The sequence below is a fragment of the Rhodanobacter denitrificans genome (assembly GCF_003335105.1).
Taxonomy (GTDB): domain Bacteria; phylum Pseudomonadota; class Gammaproteobacteria; order Xanthomonadales; family Rhodanobacteraceae; genus Rhodanobacter; species Rhodanobacter denitrificans_A.
Map to the genome: position 1 here is coordinate 161,099 of NZ_QFWQ01000009.1, position 19,463 is coordinate 180,561.

The 19,463-nt window shown below is 69.5% G+C and carries 20 protein-coding genes; 11 read left to right on the forward strand and 9 right to left on the reverse strand.

The annotated features are described in order from the left end of the window. The first annotated feature begins 54 nt into the window (after positions 1 to 54). On the forward strand, positions 55 to 714 hold the full coding sequence (gene trhA / locus DEO45_RS14755) for a PAQR family membrane homeostasis protein TrhA (RefSeq protein WP_114345138.1): 660 nt from the start codon (positions 55 to 57) through the stop codon (positions 712 to 714). A gap of 43 nt (positions 715 to 757) precedes the next feature. On the opposite strand, the gene DEO45_RS14760 is transcribed toward trhA, so the two are convergent. After that, positions 758 to 1,132 carry an ArsR/SmtB family transcription factor gene (locus tag DEO45_RS14760; protein ID WP_114345141.1) on the reverse strand — a complete coding sequence of 125 codons (375 nt, stop codon included), beginning with the start codon at positions 1,130 to 1,132 and terminating at the stop codon, positions 758 to 760. Between the two features lie 142 nt (positions 1,133 to 1,274). Between DEO45_RS14760 and DEO45_RS14765 the strand changes: the two genes are divergently transcribed. The 7 genes from DEO45_RS14765 to DEO45_RS14795 all read left to right on the forward strand — a co-directional run bounded on the left by DEO45_RS14765 (position 1,275) and on the right by DEO45_RS14795 (position 8,599). Beyond that, positions 1,275 to 1,481: a YgaP family membrane protein gene (locus tag DEO45_RS14765; protein ID WP_068097318.1), complete on the forward strand. Its 207-nt coding sequence runs from the start codon at positions 1,275 to 1,277 to the stop codon at positions 1,479 to 1,481. 28 nt (positions 1,482 to 1,509) lie between these two features. After that, positions 1,510 to 1,893 (forward strand): DUF302 domain-containing protein, encoded by a 384-nt coding sequence (locus DEO45_RS14770; protein WP_114345144.1) that lies wholly within the window; start codon positions 1,510 to 1,512, stop codon positions 1,891 to 1,893. Positions 1,894 to 2,029: 136 nt separating this feature from the next. Further along, positions 2,030 to 3,319: an NAD(P)/FAD-dependent oxidoreductase gene (locus DEO45_RS14775; protein ID WP_114345232.1), complete on the forward strand. Its 1,290-nt coding sequence runs from the start codon at positions 2,030 to 2,032 to the stop codon at positions 3,317 to 3,319. Between the two features lie 35 nt (positions 3,320 to 3,354). Continuing rightward, complete coding sequence (locus DEO45_RS14780; RefSeq protein ID WP_114345235.1) at positions 3,355 to 4,452, forward strand: efflux RND transporter periplasmic adaptor subunit; 1,098 nt, start codon at positions 3,355 to 3,357, stop codon at positions 4,450 to 4,452. Continuing rightward, positions 4,449 to 7,700 (forward strand): efflux RND transporter permease subunit, encoded by a 3,252-nt coding sequence (locus DEO45_RS14785; RefSeq protein WP_114345146.1) that lies wholly within the window; start codon positions 4,449 to 4,451, stop codon positions 7,698 to 7,700. The genes DEO45_RS14780 and DEO45_RS14785 overlap by 4 nt, the downstream gene beginning before the upstream one ends. Before the next feature lie 82 nt (positions 7,701 to 7,782). Further along, positions 7,783 to 8,280, forward strand: coding sequence for a DnrO protein (locus DEO45_RS14790; RefSeq protein WP_114345149.1), 498 nt, complete (start codon positions 7,783 to 7,785; stop codon positions 8,278 to 8,280). A gap of 13 nt (positions 8,281 to 8,293) precedes the next feature. After that, positions 8,294 to 8,599, forward strand: a complete 306-nt coding sequence (locus DEO45_RS14795; protein WP_114345151.1) for a hypothetical protein — start codon at positions 8,294 to 8,296, stop codon at positions 8,597 to 8,599. Between the two features lie 80 nt (positions 8,600 to 8,679). Here DEO45_RS14795 and DEO45_RS14800 read toward each other — a convergent pair whose 3' ends face one another. The 5 genes from DEO45_RS14800 to DEO45_RS14820 form a co-directional block, all read right to left on the reverse strand. Then, a complete protein-coding gene (locus DEO45_RS14800) occupies positions 8,680 to 9,447 on the reverse strand; it encodes a prephenate dehydrogenase/arogenate dehydrogenase family protein (RefSeq protein WP_223250893.1) in 768 nt (255 codons plus the stop codon). Then, complete coding sequence (locus DEO45_RS14805; RefSeq protein WP_114345237.1) at positions 9,444 to 10,562, reverse strand: PLP-dependent cysteine synthase family protein; 1,119 nt, start codon at positions 10,560 to 10,562, stop codon at positions 9,444 to 9,446. Before DEO45_RS14805 ends, DEO45_RS14800 begins: the two co-directional genes overlap by 4 nt. 14 nt (positions 10,563 to 10,576) lie before the next feature. Continuing rightward, the gene (locus DEO45_RS14810) at positions 10,577 to 12,532 is read right to left on the reverse strand and encodes a pyridoxal phosphate-dependent decarboxylase family protein (protein WP_114345156.1); all 1,956 of its coding nucleotides are present in this window, start codon (positions 12,530 to 12,532) and stop codon (positions 10,577 to 10,579) included. Further along, the gene (locus DEO45_RS14815; protein WP_114345158.1) at positions 12,529 to 12,933 is read right to left on the reverse strand and encodes a SirB2 family protein; all 405 of its coding nucleotides are present in this window, start codon (positions 12,931 to 12,933) and stop codon (positions 12,529 to 12,531) included. Before DEO45_RS14815 ends, DEO45_RS14810 begins: the two co-directional genes overlap by 4 nt. A gap of 111 nt (positions 12,934 to 13,044) precedes the next feature. After that, positions 13,045 to 15,327, reverse strand: a complete 2,283-nt coding sequence (locus DEO45_RS14820) for a nitric-oxide reductase large subunit (RefSeq protein ID WP_114345160.1) — start codon at positions 15,325 to 15,327, stop codon at positions 13,045 to 13,047. A 235-nt stretch (positions 15,328 to 15,562) separates the two neighbouring features. Here DEO45_RS14820 and DEO45_RS14825 point away from each other — a divergent pair, with 235 nt between their 5' ends. Next, entirely contained in the window at positions 15,563 to 16,000 is a 438-nt protein-coding gene (locus tag DEO45_RS14825) for a CopD family copper resistance protein (protein ID WP_114345162.1), read from the forward strand. Between the two features lie 26 nt (positions 16,001 to 16,026). Next, a complete protein-coding gene (tpx, locus tag DEO45_RS14830; RefSeq protein WP_114345172.1) occupies positions 16,027 to 16,527 on the forward strand; it encodes a thiol peroxidase in 501 nt (166 codons plus the stop codon). Positions 16,528 to 16,683: 156 nt separating this feature from the next. On the opposite strand, the gene DEO45_RS14835 is transcribed toward tpx, so the two are convergent. After that, positions 16,684 to 17,100, reverse strand: a complete 417-nt coding sequence (locus DEO45_RS14835) for a group III truncated hemoglobin (protein ID WP_428992450.1) — start codon at positions 17,098 to 17,100, stop codon at positions 16,684 to 16,686. An 87-nt stretch (positions 17,101 to 17,187) separates the two neighbouring features. Next, positions 17,188 to 17,634 (reverse strand): azurin, encoded by a 447-nt coding sequence (gene azu, locus DEO45_RS14840; protein ID WP_114345177.1) that lies wholly within the window; start codon positions 17,632 to 17,634, stop codon positions 17,188 to 17,190. Positions 17,635 to 17,777: 143 nt separating this feature from the next. On the opposite strand from azu, the gene fdxA reads away from it, so the two are divergent. Beyond that, positions 17,778 to 18,101, forward strand: a complete 324-nt coding sequence (gene fdxA / locus DEO45_RS14845) for a ferredoxin FdxA (protein WP_108470407.1) — start codon at positions 17,778 to 17,780, stop codon at positions 18,099 to 18,101. Between the two features lie 250 nt (positions 18,102 to 18,351). Here fdxA and gap read toward each other — a convergent pair whose 3' ends face one another. After that, entirely contained in the window at positions 18,352 to 19,353 is a 1,002-nt protein-coding gene (gene gap / locus DEO45_RS14850) for a type I glyceraldehyde-3-phosphate dehydrogenase (RefSeq protein WP_114345180.1), read from the reverse strand. Positions 19,354 to 19,463: the final 110 nt, after the last annotated feature.

Below are 19,463 nucleotides of genomic sequence, written 5' to 3' on the forward strand. Positions count from 1 at the left end.
CCGCGGCGGCCGCACCGGCCGCCGCGTCCCCGCCACCGCAGTGAGCCCCCGCGCATGCCATCGACGCCCGCGACAGCCGCCTCGCGCGACTCCACTTTTGGCGAGGAAATCGCCAACAGCATCAGCCACGGGCTCGGCCTGCTGCTCGCCATCGCCGGCCTGCCGGTGCTGGTCGTCGGCGCGATGCGCGATGGCGGCACCATGGCGGTGGTGGCGTCGGCGGTGTTCGGCGGCAGCGCGATCGTGCTGTACCTGGCGTCCACGCTGTACCACGCTGTGGCGCATGCACGCATCAAGGCGGCACTGCAGCGGCTGGACCACGCGGCGATCTACCTGCTGATCGCCGGCACCTACACGCCGATCGCGCTGGGCGTGCTGCGCGGCGGCTGGGGCTGGAGCATGCTCGGCGTGATCTGGAGCTTCGCCGCGCTCGGCGTGGCGTTCAAGCTGGTCGTGGGCGCACGCTTCCATCGCTTGTCCACCGCGTTGTACGTGGCGATGGGCTGGGCCGCGCTGGTGGCGATCCGGCCGCTTTGGCAGCACATGTCCCCCGGTGGCCTGGCCTGGCTGTTCGGTGGCGGCATGGCATACACGCTGGGCGTGCTGTTCTTCCTGCTGCACGAGCGGCTGCGCTACAGCCATTTCATCTGGCACCTGTGCGTGCTCGCCGGCACCGGCTGCCACTACGTCGCGGTGCTGCGCTACACGTTCTGAACGGGCCTGGCGTCGATACGCGCCGGCAGCCTGCGGGAGCGGGTCAGCCCGCGGCGCGCCGGCCCCTGCGCGAGGCGGCCTTTGCGGGGCGCCGCCCGTTGCCCGTGGCGCAGTAGATGCCGTAGAGAGTGGCCATGATGTCATGGGCCGGGCCTTCGGGCAGGGCGTACCAGACGTTCTGCGCCTCGCGACGGGTGGTCACCAGGCCTTCGTCGCGCAGCCGCGCCAGATGCTGCGACAGCGCGGACTGGCTGAGTTCGGGCAGGCGCTCGTTGATCTGGTTCACCTGCATCTCGCCATCCAGCAGCAGGCACAGCACGCGCAGCCGCTGGGCGTTGCCCAGCGCCTTGAGCAGCCGGGTGGCCTCTTCGGCGCGTGCCTGCATGAGATTGAGATCGGCATTGGCGGGCAGATTCATCGGTGGGGCCTCTCGAAAAGTTCGCTTGCGGGCTTGACTTTACCACGAGTCGCTAATTAAGATAAATCTAAATTAGATACGACTTTATCGAAATCGCAACCGCCGCACGGCAACCGCATCAACCCGCACCCGGAGTCACACCATGAATGTCGATCGTCTCGTCCTCGGTTTCGCCGGCACCGTTGTGCTGGTCGGTATCGCGCTGGCGCATTTCGTCGCACCCGGCTGGATCTGGCTGTCGGTGTTCGTGGGCGCCAACCTTCTGCAGTCCTCGTTCACCGGTTTCTGCCCGCTGGCCATGCTGCTGCGCAAGCTGGGCCTGAAGCCCGGTTGTGCCTTCCCGTCCTGAGTCGTTCCAGCGCATAACGAGGCGAGCCATGTACTACGTCGTGGAAACATCCAAGAGCTTCGACCAGGCTGCGGCCGACCTGGAGGCGGCGGTCGTCCGCAACGGCTTCGGCGTGCTGCACGTGCACGACCTGGGCGAGACCCTGCGCGGCAAGGGCGTCGCGTTCGAGCACCAGTGCAAGGTGTTCGAGGTGTGCAACCCGCGCCAGGCTGGACGCGTGCTGGCCAAGGACCTGCGGCTGAACATGGCGCTGCCGTGCCGGGTGTCGGTGTACACCGAGGCGGGCAAGACCTGGATCGGCATGATCCGGCCCACGCCGATGCTGGGCATGCTCTCGCCCGATCCGGCGCTGGCGGAGGTCGCGCGCGAGGTGGAGCAGACGCTGGTGGGCATCATCAACGAGGCGGCGTAACGCACGCCGGCGCGCCCGGCCGGCCATGCCCCCGGGGGCGGCTGGCCATCCATCCCACGCCGAATTGATCAAGCTCAAGTCCATTCCGGTGCCGGCGGCGCACGCTGCCGACACCCCTGATCAGGAGTCCGTCATCATGAGCGACGTCGTCATTTTGGGTTCGGGCCTGGGTGGCATGAGCGCCGCCTACGAGATCAAGGCCGCGCTGGGCGCCGACCATCTCGTCACGGTGGTCGGCGAGGGGCGCCAGTTCTCGTTCACGCCGTCCAACCCATGGGTCGGCATCGGTTGGCGGCAGCCGGCCGACGTGCAGCTCGATGCGGCATCGGCGCTGGCCCGGCACGACATCGCGTTCATCGACTCGCCGGCCAGCGCGGTGCGCCCCGCCGACAACCTCGTGCAGCTGAAGGACGGTCGCGAACTGAAATACGACTACCTCGTCATCACCACCGGCCCGCGGCTGGCGTTCGACGAGATCCCGGGGCTGGGGCCGGTCGACGGCCACACCCAGTCGGTCTGCACCACGCCGCACGCCACCGCCGCGTGGCAGGCGTACCAGGAGTTCCTGAAGAATCCGGGGCCGGTGGTGGTGGGCGCGGCGCAGGGTGCCAGCTGCTTCGGCCCGGCCTACGAGTTTGCCCTGATCCTCGATACCGACCTGCGCCGGCGCCAGCTGCGCGACCGCGTGCCGATGACCTTCGTCACCAGCGAGCCCTACATCGGCCACATGGGGCTGGGCGGGATCGGCGACTCCAAGGGGCTGCTCGAGCGGCAGCTGCGCCAGCGCCACATCAAGTGGATCTGCAACGCGCGGATCGACAAGGTCGAGGACGCCGCCATGCACGTCACCGAGGTCGATGCGCATGGCCAGCCGTTGGAACAGCACGCGCTGCCGTTCCGCTATTCGATGGTGATCCCCGCGTTCACCGGCGTCGCCGCCGTGCGCGGCATCGAGGGCCTGGTCAATCCGCGCGGCTTCGTGCTGATCGATCGGCACCAGCGCAACCCGGGCTTCCGCAACGTGTTCTCCGCCGGGGTGTGCGTGGCGATTCCCCCGGTGGAAGCCACCCCGGTGCCCACCGGCGCGCCCAAGACCGGCTTCATGATCGAGTCGATGGTCAGCACGCTGGCGGCGAACATCAAGGCCGACATCGAGGGCCGGCCGGCCACCGCCGAGGCGACATGGAATGCGGTGTGCCTGGCCGACATGGGTGACAGCGGCGCCGCCTTCGTGGCGCTGCCGCAGATCCCGCCGCGCAACGTGACCTGGGCGAGGGAGGGCAAATGGGTGCACCTGGCCAAGGTGGCGTTCGAGAAATATTTCATGCGCAAGATCCGCACCGGCAACACCACGCCGGTCTACGAGAAGTACGTGATGAAGGCATTGGGCATCGCACGCATCCGGCCCGGCACGGGCGACGAATGAGCGCACCGGCCGCACCCCACCGACGGAAGAATTTCATGCACCGCAAGCACCTCATCGGGCGCGCCGCGCACCTTGCCGCCGTCGCGCTCGCCGTGGCTGCGCTCGCGGCCTGCGGACGCACGGCGCCGCCGCCCGCCGCGGCCACGCCGCCGCCGCTGGCCGCGCTGACCGTGCATGCGGAGCCGGCGCACGACGAGCAGGCCTGGGATGGCGTGGTGGAGGCGGTGCACGAGGCGGTGATCTCGGCGCAGACCAATGCGCGGGTGACCGAGCTGCCCTACGACGTCAACGACGCCGTGCGCAAGGGCGACGTGCTGGTGCGCTTCAGCGACGTCGAGCAGAAGTCCGCGCGCAGCGCCGCCCAGGCGCAGATCGCCGCGGCGCAGGCGGCCTATACCGAGGCGGACGCTTCCTACCAGCGCTTCGCCGAAATCTACGGGAAGGGCTTCGTCTCCAGGGCGCAGCTCGATGCCGAGCGCGCCCGCCGCGACGCGGCGCTGGCGGCGCTGCAGTCGGCCCGCGCGCAGTCCAGCCAGGTCGGCCAGCAACTCGACTACACCGTGCTGCGCGCACCGTACGACGGCATCGTCACCCGCCGCTTCGTGCAGGTAGGCGAGGCGGTGCAGGCGGGGCCGCCGGCGCCGCAACAGCTGATCGCGCTGGCGTCGCTGCAGGACCTGCGGGTCAGTGTGCAGGTGCCGCAGAGCGCGATCGCCGCGATCCGCCGCTACCACGCCGCCGAGGTGGTGCTCGACGACGGCCGCCGCGTGGCGGCCGGCAAGGTCACCGTGTTTCCCTATGCCGACCCGCAGACGCACAGCTTCAGCGTGCGGCTGGAGCTGCCCGGCGACGGCGCCGGCCTGTATCCGGGCATGACGGTGAAGGTCGCCTTCACCAGCGGCGAGGCGAAGCGCCTGCTGTTGCCGCTAGACACACTGGTGCAGCGCGGCGAGCTGGTGGGCGCGTACGTGCTGGGCGAGCACGACGTGGCGCTGCGCCAGCTGCGCCTGGGCCATCGCTACGGCGACCGGGTCGAGGTGCTGGCCGGGCTGGACGACGGCGAGCGCGTCGCCACCGATCCGGCCGCGGCGGCGCGCTGGCTGGCCGGACACCGCCGCGGAGCCACGCCATGAGCGGGTCCCGGCTCGGTTTCTCCGGCCGCATTGCCCGCGCCTTCCAGGATGCGCCGCTGACCCCGATCCTGGCGATCGCGGCGCTGCTGCTGGGGCTGGTCGCGGTGATGATCACGCCGCGCGAGGAAGAGCCGCAGATCGACGTGACCATGGCCAACGTGATGGTGCCGTTTCCCGGCGCCGACGTGCGCGACGTGGAGAACCTGGTGGCGTTCCCGCTGGAGCAGAAGCTGGCCGAGATCGAGGGCGTCAAGCACGTCTACTCGGTGAGCCAGCCCGGCATGGCGGTGATGACGGTGGAGTTCCAGGTCGGCGTGCCGCGGCAGGCGGCGATCGTGCGGTTGTACAACCAGGTGTTCCAGAACCAGGGCTTCGTGCCGCCCGGCCTCGGCGTAGGGCCGCCGCTGGTGCGGCCGATGGGCATCGACGACGTGCCGGTGATGGCGCTGACCCTGTGGAGCGACGACCCCGCGCAGGGGCCGGTGCAGCTGGCCGAGGTGGCGCACACGCTGGAGACCGAACTGAAGCGCGTGCCCGGCACGCGCGACGTCTACACCATCGGCGCGCCGGCCCGCGCGGTGGTGGTAGAACTCGATGCGGCGAAGCTGGCCGCGTACGGCATGACCCCGGGCGACCTGTCGAACGCGCTGAAGGCGGCCAACACGGTCGCCCAGGCCGGCGACCGGGTGGGCGGCGACCGCGACGTGCCGGTGACCGCCGGACGTTTCCTCGCCGACGCGGCGGAAGTGTCGCAACTGGTGATCGGCCTGAAGAACGGGCAGCCGGTGTTCCTCTCCGACGTGGCCACGATCCGCCCGGGCGCCGACCTGCCCGACAGCTACGCCTGGTTCGGCGCGCCGGCCGGCAAGGCCGGCCCCGCCACCGGCAACGCGCCGGCGGTGACCATTGCGGTGGCGAAGAAGCCGGGCACCAACGCCGCCGACATCACCGGCGCGATCCGCCAGCGGCTGGCCGCGCTGCAGAACGTGGTGATCCCCACCGGCGTGCACGTGGTGGTCACCCGCGACTACGGCCAGACCGCCACCGACAAGGCGGACAAGCTGATCCACAAGCTGATCTTCGCCACCTTCTCGGTGGTGCTGCTGGTGCTGCTGGCGTTGAGCTGGCGCGCGGCGGTGGTGGTCGGCAGCGCGGTGATCGTCACCCTGGCGCTGACCCTGTTCGCCTCGTGGGCGATGGGCTTCACCATCAACCGCGTCTCGCTGTTCGCGCTGATCTTCTCGATCGGCATCCTGGTCGACGACGCCATCGTGGTGGTGGAGAACATCCACCGGCACATGGCGCTGGGCGGGCGCACGCTGCGCGAGGCCATTCCCGAGGCGGTCGGCGAGGTCGGCGGGCCGACCATCCTGGCCACCTTCACGGTGATCGCGGCGCTGCTGCCGATGGCGTTCGTGTCCGGCCTGATGGGGCCGTACATGCGGCCGATCCCGATCAACGCCTCGGCCGGCATGCTGCTGTCGCTGGCGGTGGCGCTGGTGGTGACGCCGTGGCTGGCGCTGCGGCTGCTCGGCCACCACCCTCCCGCCGGCGAAGGCGCCGCGGCCGGTGCGCACGAGGCGGCCGGCGGCCGGCTGCTGCGGCTGTTCCACCGGCTGATGTCGCCGTTCCTGCAGGGCGCGCGCGCGCCGCGCCGCCGCCGCCAGCTGTTCGCCGTGATGGGCCTGCTGGTGCTGGCGGCGGTGGGGCTGGTGGTGGTCAAGGCGGTGGTGCTGAAGATGCTGCCGTTCGACAACAAGTCCGAGTTCCAGGTGGTGGTGGACATGCCCGAAGGCAGCACGCTGGAGCGCACCAACCGCCTGCTCGGCGAGCTGGCGCAGGCGGTGGCGAAGGTGCCCGAGGTGAAGGACTGGCAGGGCTACGCCGGCACCGCGTCGCCGATCACCTTTAACGGGCTGGTGCGCCAGTACTACCTGCGCAGCGGCCCGATCGTGGGCGACCTGCAGGTGAGCCTGGTCGACAAGCACGAGCGTTCGCGCCAGAGCCATGCCATCGCGCTGGCCGTGCGCCCGGCGCTGGCGAAGATCGGCGCGCGCTACGGCGCCTCGGTGAAGGTGGTCGAAGTGCCGCCCGGGCCCCCGGTGATGGCGCCGATCGTGGCCGAGGTGTACGGCCCGGACTACGCCACCGTGCGCAAGGTCGCGCGGGGGCTGGAGCAGGATTTCAAGGCCAACCCGGACATCGTCGACGTCGATACCAGCGTGGAGGCGGATGCGCCGCGCGACGTGCTGGTGGTCGATCGTGCCCGCGCGGCTCGGCTCGGGCTGGACCAGGCCACCATCACGCAGGCGTTGCGCACCGCCTTGTCCGGCGACGACGCCAGCTACCTGATGGACGGCCATGCGAAGTACGCGGTGCCGATCCGCCTGCGCCTGGGCGCGGGCGACCAGGCGGCGATGAGCCAGCTGCTGGCCCTGCGCGTGCGTGCACGCGGCGGCGCGCTGGTGCCGTTGTCCGAGGTGGTCCGCGTGCAGCCGGCGGGCCGGGAAATGGCGATCTGGCACAAGGACCTGCTGCCCTACGCCACCGTCACCGGCGACGACGCCGGCAGCACCGACAGTCCGCTGTACGGCATGTTCTCGCTGGTCGGCAAGCTCGGCCACGACAAGGTGGCGGGGCAACTACTGCAGCAGCATTTCATCGCCCAGCCGACCGACACCACCGACGCCTCGGTGAAGTGGGACGGCGAGTGGCAGATCACCTACGAGACGTTCCGCGACATGGGCCTGGCCTACTCGGCGGGCCTGCTGCTGATCTACCTGCTGGTGGTCGGCCAGTTCAGGAGCTACGTGGTGCCGCTGATCATCATGGCGCCGATCCCGCTGACCGTGATCGGCGTGATGCCCGGGCATGCGCTGGTGGGCGCGCAGTACACCGCCACCTCGATGATCGGCATGATCGCGCTGGCCGGCATCATCGTGCGCAACTCGATCCTGCTGATCGACTTCATCAACCACGCGCTGGCCGCCGGGCGGCCGCTGCGCGAGGCGGTGATCGACGCCGCGGCGGTGCGCGCCAAGCCGATCATGCTGACCGGCCTGGCGGCGATGATCGGCGGCTTCTTCATCATCGACGACCCGATCTTCCAGGGCCTGGCGGTGTCGCTGATTTTCGGCATCCTGGTGTCGACCGCGCTGACCCTGCTGGTGATCCCGCTGCTGTACTACGCGTGGATGCAGCGCCGGGTCGGGCCGGATGGCCGTTTGTCGCAGGTGCCGCCGGCTTGATCCCGGTCAGTCCGGGGCGTGCCCGCCGCGCGCTAGCATCCTTGCATCCGCGGCGTCCGCGCCGCCCGCCGGAGCATTCCGCATGAAAGCCGCCCGCATCGTCCTCGCCACCGCCTGCGCCCTCGGCCTCGCCGCCGTGGCCCAGGCGGCCCCCCAGCATGTCCACGACAGCCACGCGGCCCACGCCGCCAGCGCCGCCGCGCCGCTGCCGGCGCAGCGCTGGACGCCGGATGCCCCGCTGCGCGAAGGCATGCGCCGCGCGAACACCGCGGTGGCTGCGCTCGCCCACTACGAGATGGGCCACATGAGCGCGCCGATGGCTGCTGATCGCGCCGCCGAGGTGGAAAGCGCGGTGACCTACATGTTCGCCAACTGCAAGCTGTCGGCCGAACCCGATGCCGCGCTGCACGGCATCCTGGTGCCGCTGCTCACCGCGGCGCAGGCGCTGAAGGCCGACCCGCAAAAGGTCTCGGCGGTGGCCGACATGCGCGCGGCGATCGCGCACTACCCCGAATACTTCAACGACCCTGGCTGGGACAAGGCGGCCCCGGTCGAGCACGTGATGCACGACGAGCCGTGAGTGGATCCCGGCAATGGCCGACTGGATCGAAGCCTGGCAATGCGTCGGCTGCGGCAAGATCGAAGCGCCGCAGCCATGCATTGGGGTGTGCCGCGACCGCAGGATCCTGATGGTCGGCAAGGAGGAGCACGAACGAGTGCTGGCGGAAGCCGCGGCGCTGCGCATACGGCTTGCGCGGGCCCACGCGATGCTCCAGCGCTTTGGCCTGGCGAAGCCGCATGAAGGTCAATGGGAGCGCTCGTGGCAGGCCTTGCAGGTCGAGCTGCGCGAAGCATTGGCGGTGCTGGGGACGGCGCCGGAATCCACGATGCACGGGTGAGGCGGGCGCGCACGACGGGCGCGTATCGACCGGTGCCCTCGTAAGTTTCAGCCGCGGCTGGCGTCCGCGCCGCGGAAGGCTCACGCGGACGGCGCGGGGATCGCCAGGCGGTCGTCGTCCACATCCGCCAGCAGCTGCCGATGCAGCCGTTCGAGTTGCGCCAGCAACTGCGCGCGCGCTTCGCCGGCGAACGGGTTCTCGCGCTGGATCGCCGCGAACAGGTGGCCGGCGTCGCCGCGTACCGCGGCCAGCATGTGCTTCATGCCCTGGAACGAGGGCGGCGCCACCGGCGTGCCGTCGTCCACGCCCAGATCGACCAGGCCCTTGGCGATGAAGAACGCCAGCGCGTGGGTCATCGCCATGGCGCGATCGTGGCTGGCCGGGTCCTGCTCGATCACCTCGCAGCCGAGTTCGCGGAACAGCCCGCCGGCGCGCACCGCCGCCTGCGGATGATCCGCCGCGGGGCAGACCACGGCGCGCAGCGGCCGTTCGTCGCGGGCCAGGCTGAGCGGCCCGAACAGCGGATGCGTGCCGACGTGCGGGATCTGCGCGCCGAGCAGTTCGTCCATCGTCGCGCAGGGGTGCATCTTCACGCTGCCCACGTCGAGCACGGTCTGCCCGGCCTGCAGCTGCGGGCGCAGCGCGAGCAGGGCTTCACGCAGGTGCGGCACCGGCATCGCCAGCACCACCCACGCCGCACCGTCGACCGCCGCCGCGGCCGACGGCGCGGCGAGGTCGGCGGGCACCCCGGCCTGCGGGTCGAAGACGCGCACCGGGTGTCCCGCCTGTTGAAGCAGGCCGGCGAAGGCCTGCCCGAAGCGGCCGTAGCCGAGGAGGGCGAAGGTCACGTCGCGGTGCCGGCCGGCAGCGGCAGGCGGCCGCTGGCCAGGCTGTCGCGCAGCGCCGCGCTCCACGGTGCGAGGTCGATGCCGCGCGCCGCCAGCCACGGCGGATCGAACAGCGTCTGCGCGTAGCGCTCGCCGCGGTCGCACAGCAGGCTGACGATGCTGCCGCGCTCGCCGCGGGCGCGCATCGAGGCGGCCAGCTGCAGGCAGGCGACCAGGTTGGTGCCGGACGAGCCGCCATAGCGGTGGCCGATGAGCTCCTCCAGCAGCCAGGCGGCGGCGATCGAGGCGGCATCGGGCACCTCGATCACGCGGTCGACCACATCGAACAAAAAGCCCGGTTCGACCCGCGGCCGGCCGATGCCCTCGATCAGGGTGGGCTGGCTGGCCACCGCGCGCGCATCGCGCGTGCGCCAGCCGTGCACGTAGCCGCTGCCGGCCGGTTCGGCCACGCACAGCTGGGTATACAGCCGGCGGTAGCGCAGGTAGCGGCCGATGGTGGCCGAGGTGCCGCCGGTGCCGGCGCCGCAGACGATCCAGGCCGGCTCGGGTTCCGCTTCAAGCGCGAGCTGGCCGATGATCGACTCGGCGATGTTGTTGTTGCCGCGCCAGTCGGTGGCGCGTTCGGCCAGGCCGAACTGGTCCAGGTGGCAGGCACCGCGCGCGGCGTGCCCGGCGGCGCGCGCATGCACCTGGGCGGGATCCTCGACCAGGTCGCATTCGCCGCCCAGCGCCTGCACGTCGCGGATCTTGCCCGGCGCGGTGCAGGCCGGCATCACCGCGATGAACGGCAGGCCCAGCAGGCGCGCGAACCACGCCTCGGAGATCGCCGTACTGCCGGAGGAGGCATCCACCACGGTCTGCCCGCCGCGCAGGCGGCCGTTGCACAGCGCGTACAGGAACAGCGAGCGGGCGAGGCGGTGCTTCAGGCTGCCGCTCGGGTGCGCGGCCTCGTCCTTGAAGTAGAAGTCGATGCCGTGGAAGCCGGGGAAGTTCAGCTTCAGCAGGTGGGTGTCGGCCGAACGCGCCGCCTCCTGCGCCAGCTTGGCCAGCGCGCTGTGTACCCAGCGGCGATCGGTCTCGCGTTGCGGGTTGACCAGGCGCAGAACGCTGTCCATCGAAGGCTCCGTGATCATGGGCGGGAACCGGCGGTGCCGCGCAGGGCGCGCACGCGCCGGCCGAGGAAGTCGAAGTAGCGGTCGATGTAGCTGATGCCGTTTTCGCGGTCGATCAGGTAGGGGTTCATCAGCGTGTGGCGCAGGATCAGCAGGCGGTCGTCGCCGGGAACGAAGCTGGCCGGGTCCAGGCCCAGTGCGCCGAGGATGCGCGCCGTCTGCGCCGGGCCAAGCATCTCCGGGCGAAGGCTGGTCACCGAGCCGAAGAACTCCCTGGTCTGCAGCGGCTGCTGCGGGTCGCAGCGCAGTTCATCATGCAGGGCGCGCACGAATGCGTTCGCCGTCGCCACCGAGGTGTTGCCGTGCGGGTTGAGCGCGAGGCAGACCAGGTTGCTGTCCGGCGCGAACGGCACCAGCGCGTGCACGCAGTCGGCCAGTTCCAGCGCGAAGCGTTGCGCGCGGGCGTGGAAGCCTTCGGCCGCACGCACGGTGGCGCGCGGCAGTCGGCCGAAGTGGGCATGGTCCAGCGGCAGCACCTTGTGCGTCACGTAGACCGCGGCTGCCGCCGCGCCGGATTTCGAGCCTTCCGGAATGAACTGGCCGAGGCTGCGATAGCGGGCCAGGTAGCCGGCGGGCGTGGCGGCATGGAACACATAGTCGGCGCGTTCGGCCAGCAACGCCATCGCGCGGTGGTCGCGGCAGATGAAGGCGCCGCTGCCGTAGGGCAGATAGCCGAGCTTGTGCGGATCGACGGTGACCGAGTCGGTGTCGCCCAGTGCGGCGAACGCCGCGTGCACTGCGGGCGTGGGGAACTGCGTGTAGTCGGCGGCCACGTCGTCGCGCGTGCGCAGCGTGCCGTCCTCGTGGCGGAACAGCGTGGCGAGGTAGCCGCCCCAGGCGGCGTCCACGTGCACGGCGAAGTCCAGTCCACGCCGGCGTGATGCCTGCCGCGCGGCAAGCACCGCGTCGAGCGGGTCGATGGTGCCGTACTCGGTGCCGCCGAGCACAGCCACGCACATCAGCACGCTCTGGCGCTCGCGCGCGCAGCGTTCCAGCGTGTCGCGCAACGCGGCGGGGTCCAGCCGCATGCCGTCGGTGGGCAGCAGCTCCAGCTGGTCGCGGCCGAGGCCGAGCAGTTTCAGTCCCTTGCTCCACGAGTAGTGCGCGGTGACCGGCGCCAGCACCAGCGGCACGCGCAGCTGCGGATGCGCGGCGAAGAAGCCGGCCAGGCCGCGCTGCTCGATGCGTTCCTGCTCGACCCGCTGCAGCCAGTGCGCGCGTTGTGCCGGCGGCTGCGCGGCCAGCCAGCGTTGCCATGCCTCCAGCAGGGCGATGCCGTCGACGGTGGAAAGGTTGAACGCGGCCCAGGCGTCCGTCGGCAGCGGCAGCTCCGGCACGCCGGCCGCGCGCAGCGCCACCGGGAACGCCTTCAGCGCCAGCGCCAGCCGCAAGGCCTGGTAGTTCGCCAGGGTGCCCCCGGAGGTGAGGTGACCGAACGCGCAGGCCGGTTGCGCGGGATCGTGCGGGTAGCCGAGCATGCGCGCCAGCTGCAGGCCCACCTGCACCTCCAGATCCACGGTGACCGGCGCGGCATCCTCGCTGACGTTGTTGGGGTTGTACGGCAGGGTCAGCATCTGCGCGGCCAGTCCCGGCAGCAGCAGGTCGGAAGCCATGTGGCCGATGTAGCGCGGGCTGTGGAACGGCACCGACTTCTTCAGCGCGGCGGAGAGCTGGTGCAGCTCGCGGCGCATGCGTGATTCGAAGGCCAGATAGTCCGGGTGATGGGCGGCGGTGGTGGCGATCGCCGGCGGATCCTCCGGGTGGAAGTTGCGCCGCCAGTACACGTGGTCGCGCAGGAACTCCACCAGCAGCTTTTCCAGCAGCGTGTCGTTCTCGCCGTAGGGGCCGAGGAAGCAGGCGTCCAGCGCGTGGTCGCGCGGCTCTTCCGTGGGGAAGGGTTGCGCCGCGCTCATGCCAGCCAACCGTGCAGCCAGCCCAGCGGATGATGCATGCGGGCCACCCCGAGCATGTAGACGTAGGTGGCCAGCGCGGCCACGTAGAAGATCCGTCGCGAGCGCGGCGTGCGCGCCCGCCTCAGCGCCAGCGTGCCCAGCGCGACGTAGGCGACCAGCAGCACCAGCTTGGTGGTGAGCCAGCCGTTGGCGAACATCGCGCCAGGCAGGATGCTTACCAGCATCAGCGCGGCGGTGAGCAGGGTGGTGTCGATGGCGTAGCTGAGCCAGCGCACCGGTTCCCACTGCGCGGCGCCGCCGTGGCCGGCCTGCACCAGCAGGCCGCGCAAGGCGAACAGCAGGCCGCTGGCCAGCACGCAGGCGATGTGCACCCATTTGATCTGCGGATAGAACTCGAACATTCGGGATTCGGGATTCGGGATTCGGGATTCGGGATTCGGGATTCGGGATTCGGGACAAGGATCAGGGCGCGCCTCGCGGCGCGCCCTGACGTGCGTCATGCAAATGATTTGTCACGCGCTTTCGATGGTGCCCTGCGGCAACGGCAGGCTTGCCGCCCGGCGCTTCGGCAACAGCCACAGCGAGGCGACGAACACCGCGATCAGCAGGGCGCCGACGGCGAACAGGGTGTCGCCCGGCACGCGCATCCACACCAGCAGGTGGATCAGCGGGCGATCCATGAACTCGGCCGAGCGGGCGAACCAGTAGCCGTGTTCCAGAGCCGCCTTCAGCTGCAGGATGCCCAGCGGCAGCAGGGTCAGCGTGGCCATCATCGACAGGCCGATGTTGAGGCACCAGAACGAGCCGCGCAGCCAGCCTTCGCGCCACTCGGCCTGCGGCTTGATGCCGCGCAGGCAGAACAGCATCAGGCCCAGGCCGAGCATGCCGTACACGCCGAACAGCGCGGTATGGGCGTGGGTGGCGGTGAGGTTGAGGCCCTGCATGTAGTACAGCGCGATCGGCGTGTTGACGAGGAAGCCGAACAGGCCCGCACCGATCAGGTTCCAGAAGCTCACGGCCACGAAGAACATGATCGGCCAGCGGTAGCGCGCCATCCACGGCGCGGCGTGCTGCTTCTTCCAGGTGTCGTGGGCTTCCAGCCCGATCATCGCCAGCGGCACCACTTCCAGCGCCGAGAAGCTGGCGCCCAGCGCGATCACCGCCGTGGTGGTGCCGCTGAAGTACAGGTGGTGCAGGGTGCCCAGCACGCCGCCGGCCATGAACACGATGGTGGCGAACAGCACGTTGGTGGTGGCGCTGCCCACGCGCAGCAGGCCCAGCTTGACGAACAGGTAGCTGATCACCGCGGTGGCGAATACCTCGAAGAAGCCTTCCACCCACAGGTGCACCACCCACCAGCGCCAGTACTCGACCATCGCGATGTGGGTGTGCTCGCCCCACATCAGCCCGGCCCCGTAAAGCAGGCCGATCGCCACGGTGGAGAGGAACAGCAGGCCCACGATCGACGCACCCTCCCTGTCGCCCCGCATCGCCGGCCACAGCGCGCGGCCGACCAGGAACAGCCACAGCATCAGCCCGATGAACAGGAAGATCTGCCAGAAGCGGCCGAGGTCGGTGTACTCCCAACCCTGGTGGCCGAACCAGAAGTTGTACTGCAGGCCCATCTTGTCCATCACCGCGAACCACTGGCCGGCGAACGAGCCGACCACGATCACCAGCAGGCAGACCCACAGGAAGTTCACCCCGAGCCGCTGGAACTTCGGTTCATGGCCGGAGATCAGCGGAGCGATGTACAGGCCGGTGGCCAGCCACGCGGTGGCGATCCACAGCACCGCCAGCTCGGTATGCCAGGTGCGGGTGAGGCTGTACGGCAGGTAGTTGGCCAGCGCGAAGCCATAGGCCTGCTGGCCTTCCACCTGGTAATGCGCGGTGGTGGCGCCCAGCAGGATCTGCGCCAGGAACAACGCCAGCACGGTCCAGAAATACTTGCCGGTGGCCTTCATCGACGGCGTCGGCTTCAGCTCGGTAAGCGGGTCGCGTGCCGGAATCGGCGGCAGCGGCTCGTGGCTCACCTGGCGTGCATGGTGCCAGCCGAGCAGGCCGATGCCGAGGATCAGGAACAGCACGCTGAATACCGACCACATGAAGCTGGCCGGCGTGGCCGTGTTGCCGGTCAGCGGATCGTACGGCCAGTTTTGCGTGTAGCTGATGGTGCTGCCCGGGCGGTCCGCGGTGGTGGCCCAGCTGACCCACCAGAAGAACGCGGTGACCGCCCGGCGATGATCCAGCTCGGCGATGGTGTTGTCGCGCATCGCGTAGACCTTGCGCAGCCTGGCGGTGGCCGGATCGTTGCTGAACAGGCTCATGTAGTGCGCGCCCACCACCATCATCGCCTGCGCGCGCAGTGGCGACACCTTGATGGTGTCGGTGGCCGGGTCGTAGGTGTTGGTGCGCACTTCCGCCTGCACGCGCGCCTTCAGCGCGGCCTGGTGCTCGGCATCGAGCGAGTCGAACGAGGCGGCGCCGCGGTCGTGCGCCAGCAGCTCCAGCATGGCGACCGCCTCGCGGTGCATCCAGTCGGCGCTCCAGTCCGGCGCCAGCAGCGCGCCGTGGCCCCAGATCGACCCGAGCTGCTGGCCGCCGATGCTCTGCCAGACCTCGCGGCCCAGCTCGATGTCGCCCTTCGTGTACAGCGTCTCGTCGCCGCTGGTGACCACCGCCGTCGGCAAGGGCGGAGCCTGCTGGTGGACCAGGCTGCCGACCCACAGCAGCACGGCAAAGGACGCGACCAGCAAGGCCGCGAGGCCGAGCCAGAGTTTTCGGGTACTGCTCATTGCGCATCTCCCTGTAAGGATGCGCGCATGCTGGGGGCGAGGCCCGACGCCCTCCCTGATTCAAGTCAGCTGGCGTCGCGTCGGCACGGCACGAATTGTCGCAGGCAGCGGCGGCCGGCTGGATCGCCTGCATGCGCCTGCCCGCGCACGATGCGGCAGGCCATGATGCAGGTCATGGCGGTGGCACGGCTGGCGGCGGAGCCTGCAGGCCTCTCATTTGCACAGGGGATCCGCCATGGCGGCCTGGTATCCGTGGATTGTGCTGCTGCACCTGTCCTGCGCCATCGTGTTCGTCGGCGCGGTGGCGTTCGAGGTGCTGGTGGTGGAATCGTTCCACCGGCACTTCGATGCGGCCACCGTGCAGCGCATCGAGCAGGCCTTGATGGCGCGCGTGCGCAAGTTCATGCCGGTGGTGGTGGTCCTGCTGTTCGTCAGCGGCGGTGCGCTGTTCGACCTCCGCTGCGACGGCTTCGCCTGCGTCGGTTCGCGTTTCGGCAACTGGCTGCTGCTGAAGGTGCTGCTCGCGTTCGGGGTGCTCGGCGTGTTCGTCAACACGATGTGGGCGATGCGCCACGGCAGGATGGACCCGTGCCGGTTCCGGCATACCCATCGGATCGTGCTCGGCCTGATGGTGGGCATCGTCTTCCTGGCCAAGGCCATGTTCTACTTGTAGCCCTCCTTCCACACACGAGGTGCACCATGTCCCAGGTCACATTCAAGGGCCAGCCGATCAAGGTCGACGGCCAGTTTCCCGCGGTGGGCTCGACCGCGCCGGCGTTCACGCTGGTCGGCAGCGATCTGTCCGACGTGTCGTTGTCGGCTTATGCCGGCAAGCGCAAGGTGTTGAACATCTTCCCCAGCGTCGACACCGGTGTATGCGCCGCCTCGGTGCGCCACTTCAACCAGGTGGCCGGCAAGCTCGCCGATACCGTGGTGCTGTGCATCTCGGCCGACCTGCCGTTCGCGCAGGCGCGCTTCTGCGGCGCCGAGGGGCTGGACAAGGTGGTCAACCTGTCGCTGATGCGCGGCCGCCGCTTCCTCGAAGACTACGGCGTGGCGATCGCCAGCGGCCCGCTGGCCGGGTTGGCTGCGCGCGCGGTGCTGGTGCTGGACGGCCACGACAAGGTGCTGCACGCCGAGCTGGTCGGCGAGATCGGCCATGAGCCGAACTACGATGCGGCGCTGAAGGCGCTGGGCTGATCCCGGTGGCCCTGGTTTCGTAGGGCGGGCAATGCCCGCCGCGCTGTTGATCCATGCGCGGACGAGAAGCCGGCGGCCAATGGCCGCCCTACTTGATTTCGCAGGGCGGTAGCGGCTGATTTCGCAGGGCGGGCAATGCCCGCCCTGCGGCGCGCTTCAGTGTCCGGCGCCGACGATCGGCACGCCGAACGGGCGTGCCTGCGGGTGCAGGCCGAGGCCCAGCTTGAGGCTGCTGCCTATGCGCTGCGCGTATTCCAGCATCTGCGCGGCGTGGGCTTCGTCCAGTTCCTCGGCGCAGGTCTCGCCCCACAGCGCGAGCCAGTGCTCGAAGTGCTCGATGCGGATCGGGTGCGGCCGATGCGCGGCCATCGGATTGCCGCGGTAACTGCCCGCGCGCAGCGCCACCGAGGCCCAGAACGAGGTCAGCAGGCGCTTGTGTTCGTCCCAGTCGTGCACCGCCGCGTTGAAGATCGGTCCGATCTGCGGATCGCGTCGCACCTTCTCGTAGAAATGGTCGACCAGCCCGGCGATCGCCGCCTCGTCGAATGATGTTGCCGGTTGCATGCGGGACATGGTGGAACCGTGGGCGGGGCGATGGCAAGGAGCCGAAAAAAAAGCGCATCCGGCCATGACAGCCGGATGCGCCGATTTACCGCAAGCTTACTGACCCAGGCTCAGCGTGCCCTTCATCAGCGCGGCGTGGCCGGGGAAGGTGCAGAAAAAGGCGTACTGCTCGCCGGCCTTGAGCTTGGCCACGTCGATCGTGGCGGTGTCGGACTCGCCGCCGCCGATCAGCTTGGTGTGCGCGAGGATGCGTGCGTCGCCCGGCTTCTCGTAGCTGTTCGCCGCACCGGCCTTCATGCCGTCGGAGATCACGCCGGCCTCGTCGGCGGAGTGCGCCAGCACCCAGTTGTGGCCCATCGCGGTGGCGGGCAGTTTGCCGGTGTGCTTCAGGGTCACCTTGAAGGCCTTGCAGGTCTTTGGCACGGAGATGGTCTTGGTGTTGAACTGCATGGCGTCGTTGGCCTCGACGGTGGTCGAGCACTCGGCGGCCATCAGCGGCGTGGAAAGCAGGCCGAGCAGGGCAATGGCGATCAGTTTGCGCATGGGTATGGCTCCTGGAGGAAGTGGCGAAATTCGGATGGATTCTGCGATGGCGGCGTGGGGCGGGCACTGATCTGGGTCATTGCCATGGCACCTGCTGTCATCGACACTCTAGCCATCGCCGGCGAGAGCCGGAAGGAGGCACGATGACGCACGTCGTCACCGAAAACTGCATCAACTGCAAGCACACCGACTGCGTCGAGGTGTGTCCGGTGGACTGCTTCCACGCAGGGCCGAATTTCCTGGTGATCGACCCGGACGAGTGCATCGACTGCACGCTGTGCGTGGAGGAGTGCCCGGTCGGCGCGATCTTCCCCGAGCTCGACGTGCCGGCCGGCCAGGAAGTCTTCCTCTCGATCAACGCCGAGCTGGCCAGGGAGTGGCCGGTACTGACCAGCAAGATCCCGTCGATGGAAGACGCCGACAAGTGGGACGGCGTGCCGGACAAGCTGCCGCTGCTGAAGCGCTGAGCCGCCCGCCGTCCGGCCGGCGACGAGGCACGGAAAACCGGGGTAGGGCGGGCACCGCCCGCCGGCTTTCCGGTCTGCGTTTCCACGTACGTCAAGGAGTGCGGCGGGCGGTGCCCGCCCTACCCGGTCGGCGGAAGCGCGAGGACGAAAAAGCCCGCTTGCGCGGGCTTTTCGGTTCGAGGAGTGCGGCCACGGATGGCCGTCCATTCGACTCCCGCGATCAGGGATGATCGCGAGGAGTGCTCCCGGCTTACTTCGCCACCACCCGCACCATCTCCAGGCACTTGTTCGAGTAGCCCCACTCGTTGTCGTACCAGCTGACCAGCTTGACGAAGCTGTCGTCCAGCGCGATGCCGGCGCCCGCGTCGAAGATCGAGGTGCGCGCGTCGCCGCGGAAGTCGGTGGCCACCACCTTGTCCTCGGTGTAGCCGAGAATGCCCTTCAGCGGGCCTTCCGCTTGCGCCTTCATCTCAGCGCAGATCTCGGCGTAGCTGGCGTCCTTCTCCAGCTCGACGGTGAGGTCGACCACCGACACGTCGGAGGTCGGCACGCGGAAGCTCATGCCGGTGAGCTTCTTGTTGAGCTCGGGGATCACCACGCCGACGGCCTTGGCTGCGCCGGTGGAGGAGGGAATGATGTTCTCCAGGATGCCACGACCGCCGCGCCAGTCCTTGTTGCTTGGGCCGTCCACGGTCTTCTGCGTGGCGGTGGCCGCGTGCACGGTGGTCATCAGGCCGCGCTTGATGCCCCACTTGTCGTTGAGCACCTTGGCCACCGGCGCCAGGCAGTTGGTGGTGCAGCTGGCGTTGGAGATGATCGCCTCGCCGGCGTACTTCCCGTCGTTGACGCCGTAGACGAACATCGGCGTGTCGTCCTTCGACGGCGCCGACAGGATCACCTTCTTCGCGCCGGCGTCGAGGTGCTTCTGCGCGCTGGCCTTGTCCAGGAACAGGCCGGTGGATTCGATCACCACGTCGGCGTTCACCTCGTTCCACTTCAGGTTGGCCGGGTCGCGCTCCTGGGTCAGGCGGATGCGCTTGCCATTGACCACCAGGTCGTTGCCATCGACCTTCACGTCGCCCTCGAAGCGGCCGTGCACGGAGTCGTGTTTCAGCATGTAGGCCAGGTAGTCCGGCTCCAGCAGGTCGTTGATCGCGACGATCTCGATGTCGTTGCCGAAATTCTGCACGGCAGCGCGCAGCACGTTGCGACCGATGCGGCCGAAGCCGTTGATGCCGACCTTGATGGTCATGAGGGAACGTCCTCCGATAGCTATGGGTGGCGAATGGGCGACCGCGACCGCGGTGCCGCGTTTCAGCCGCGAATCTTACAATGAAAGCGGTCCGGTCGCGGTGGCCGCTG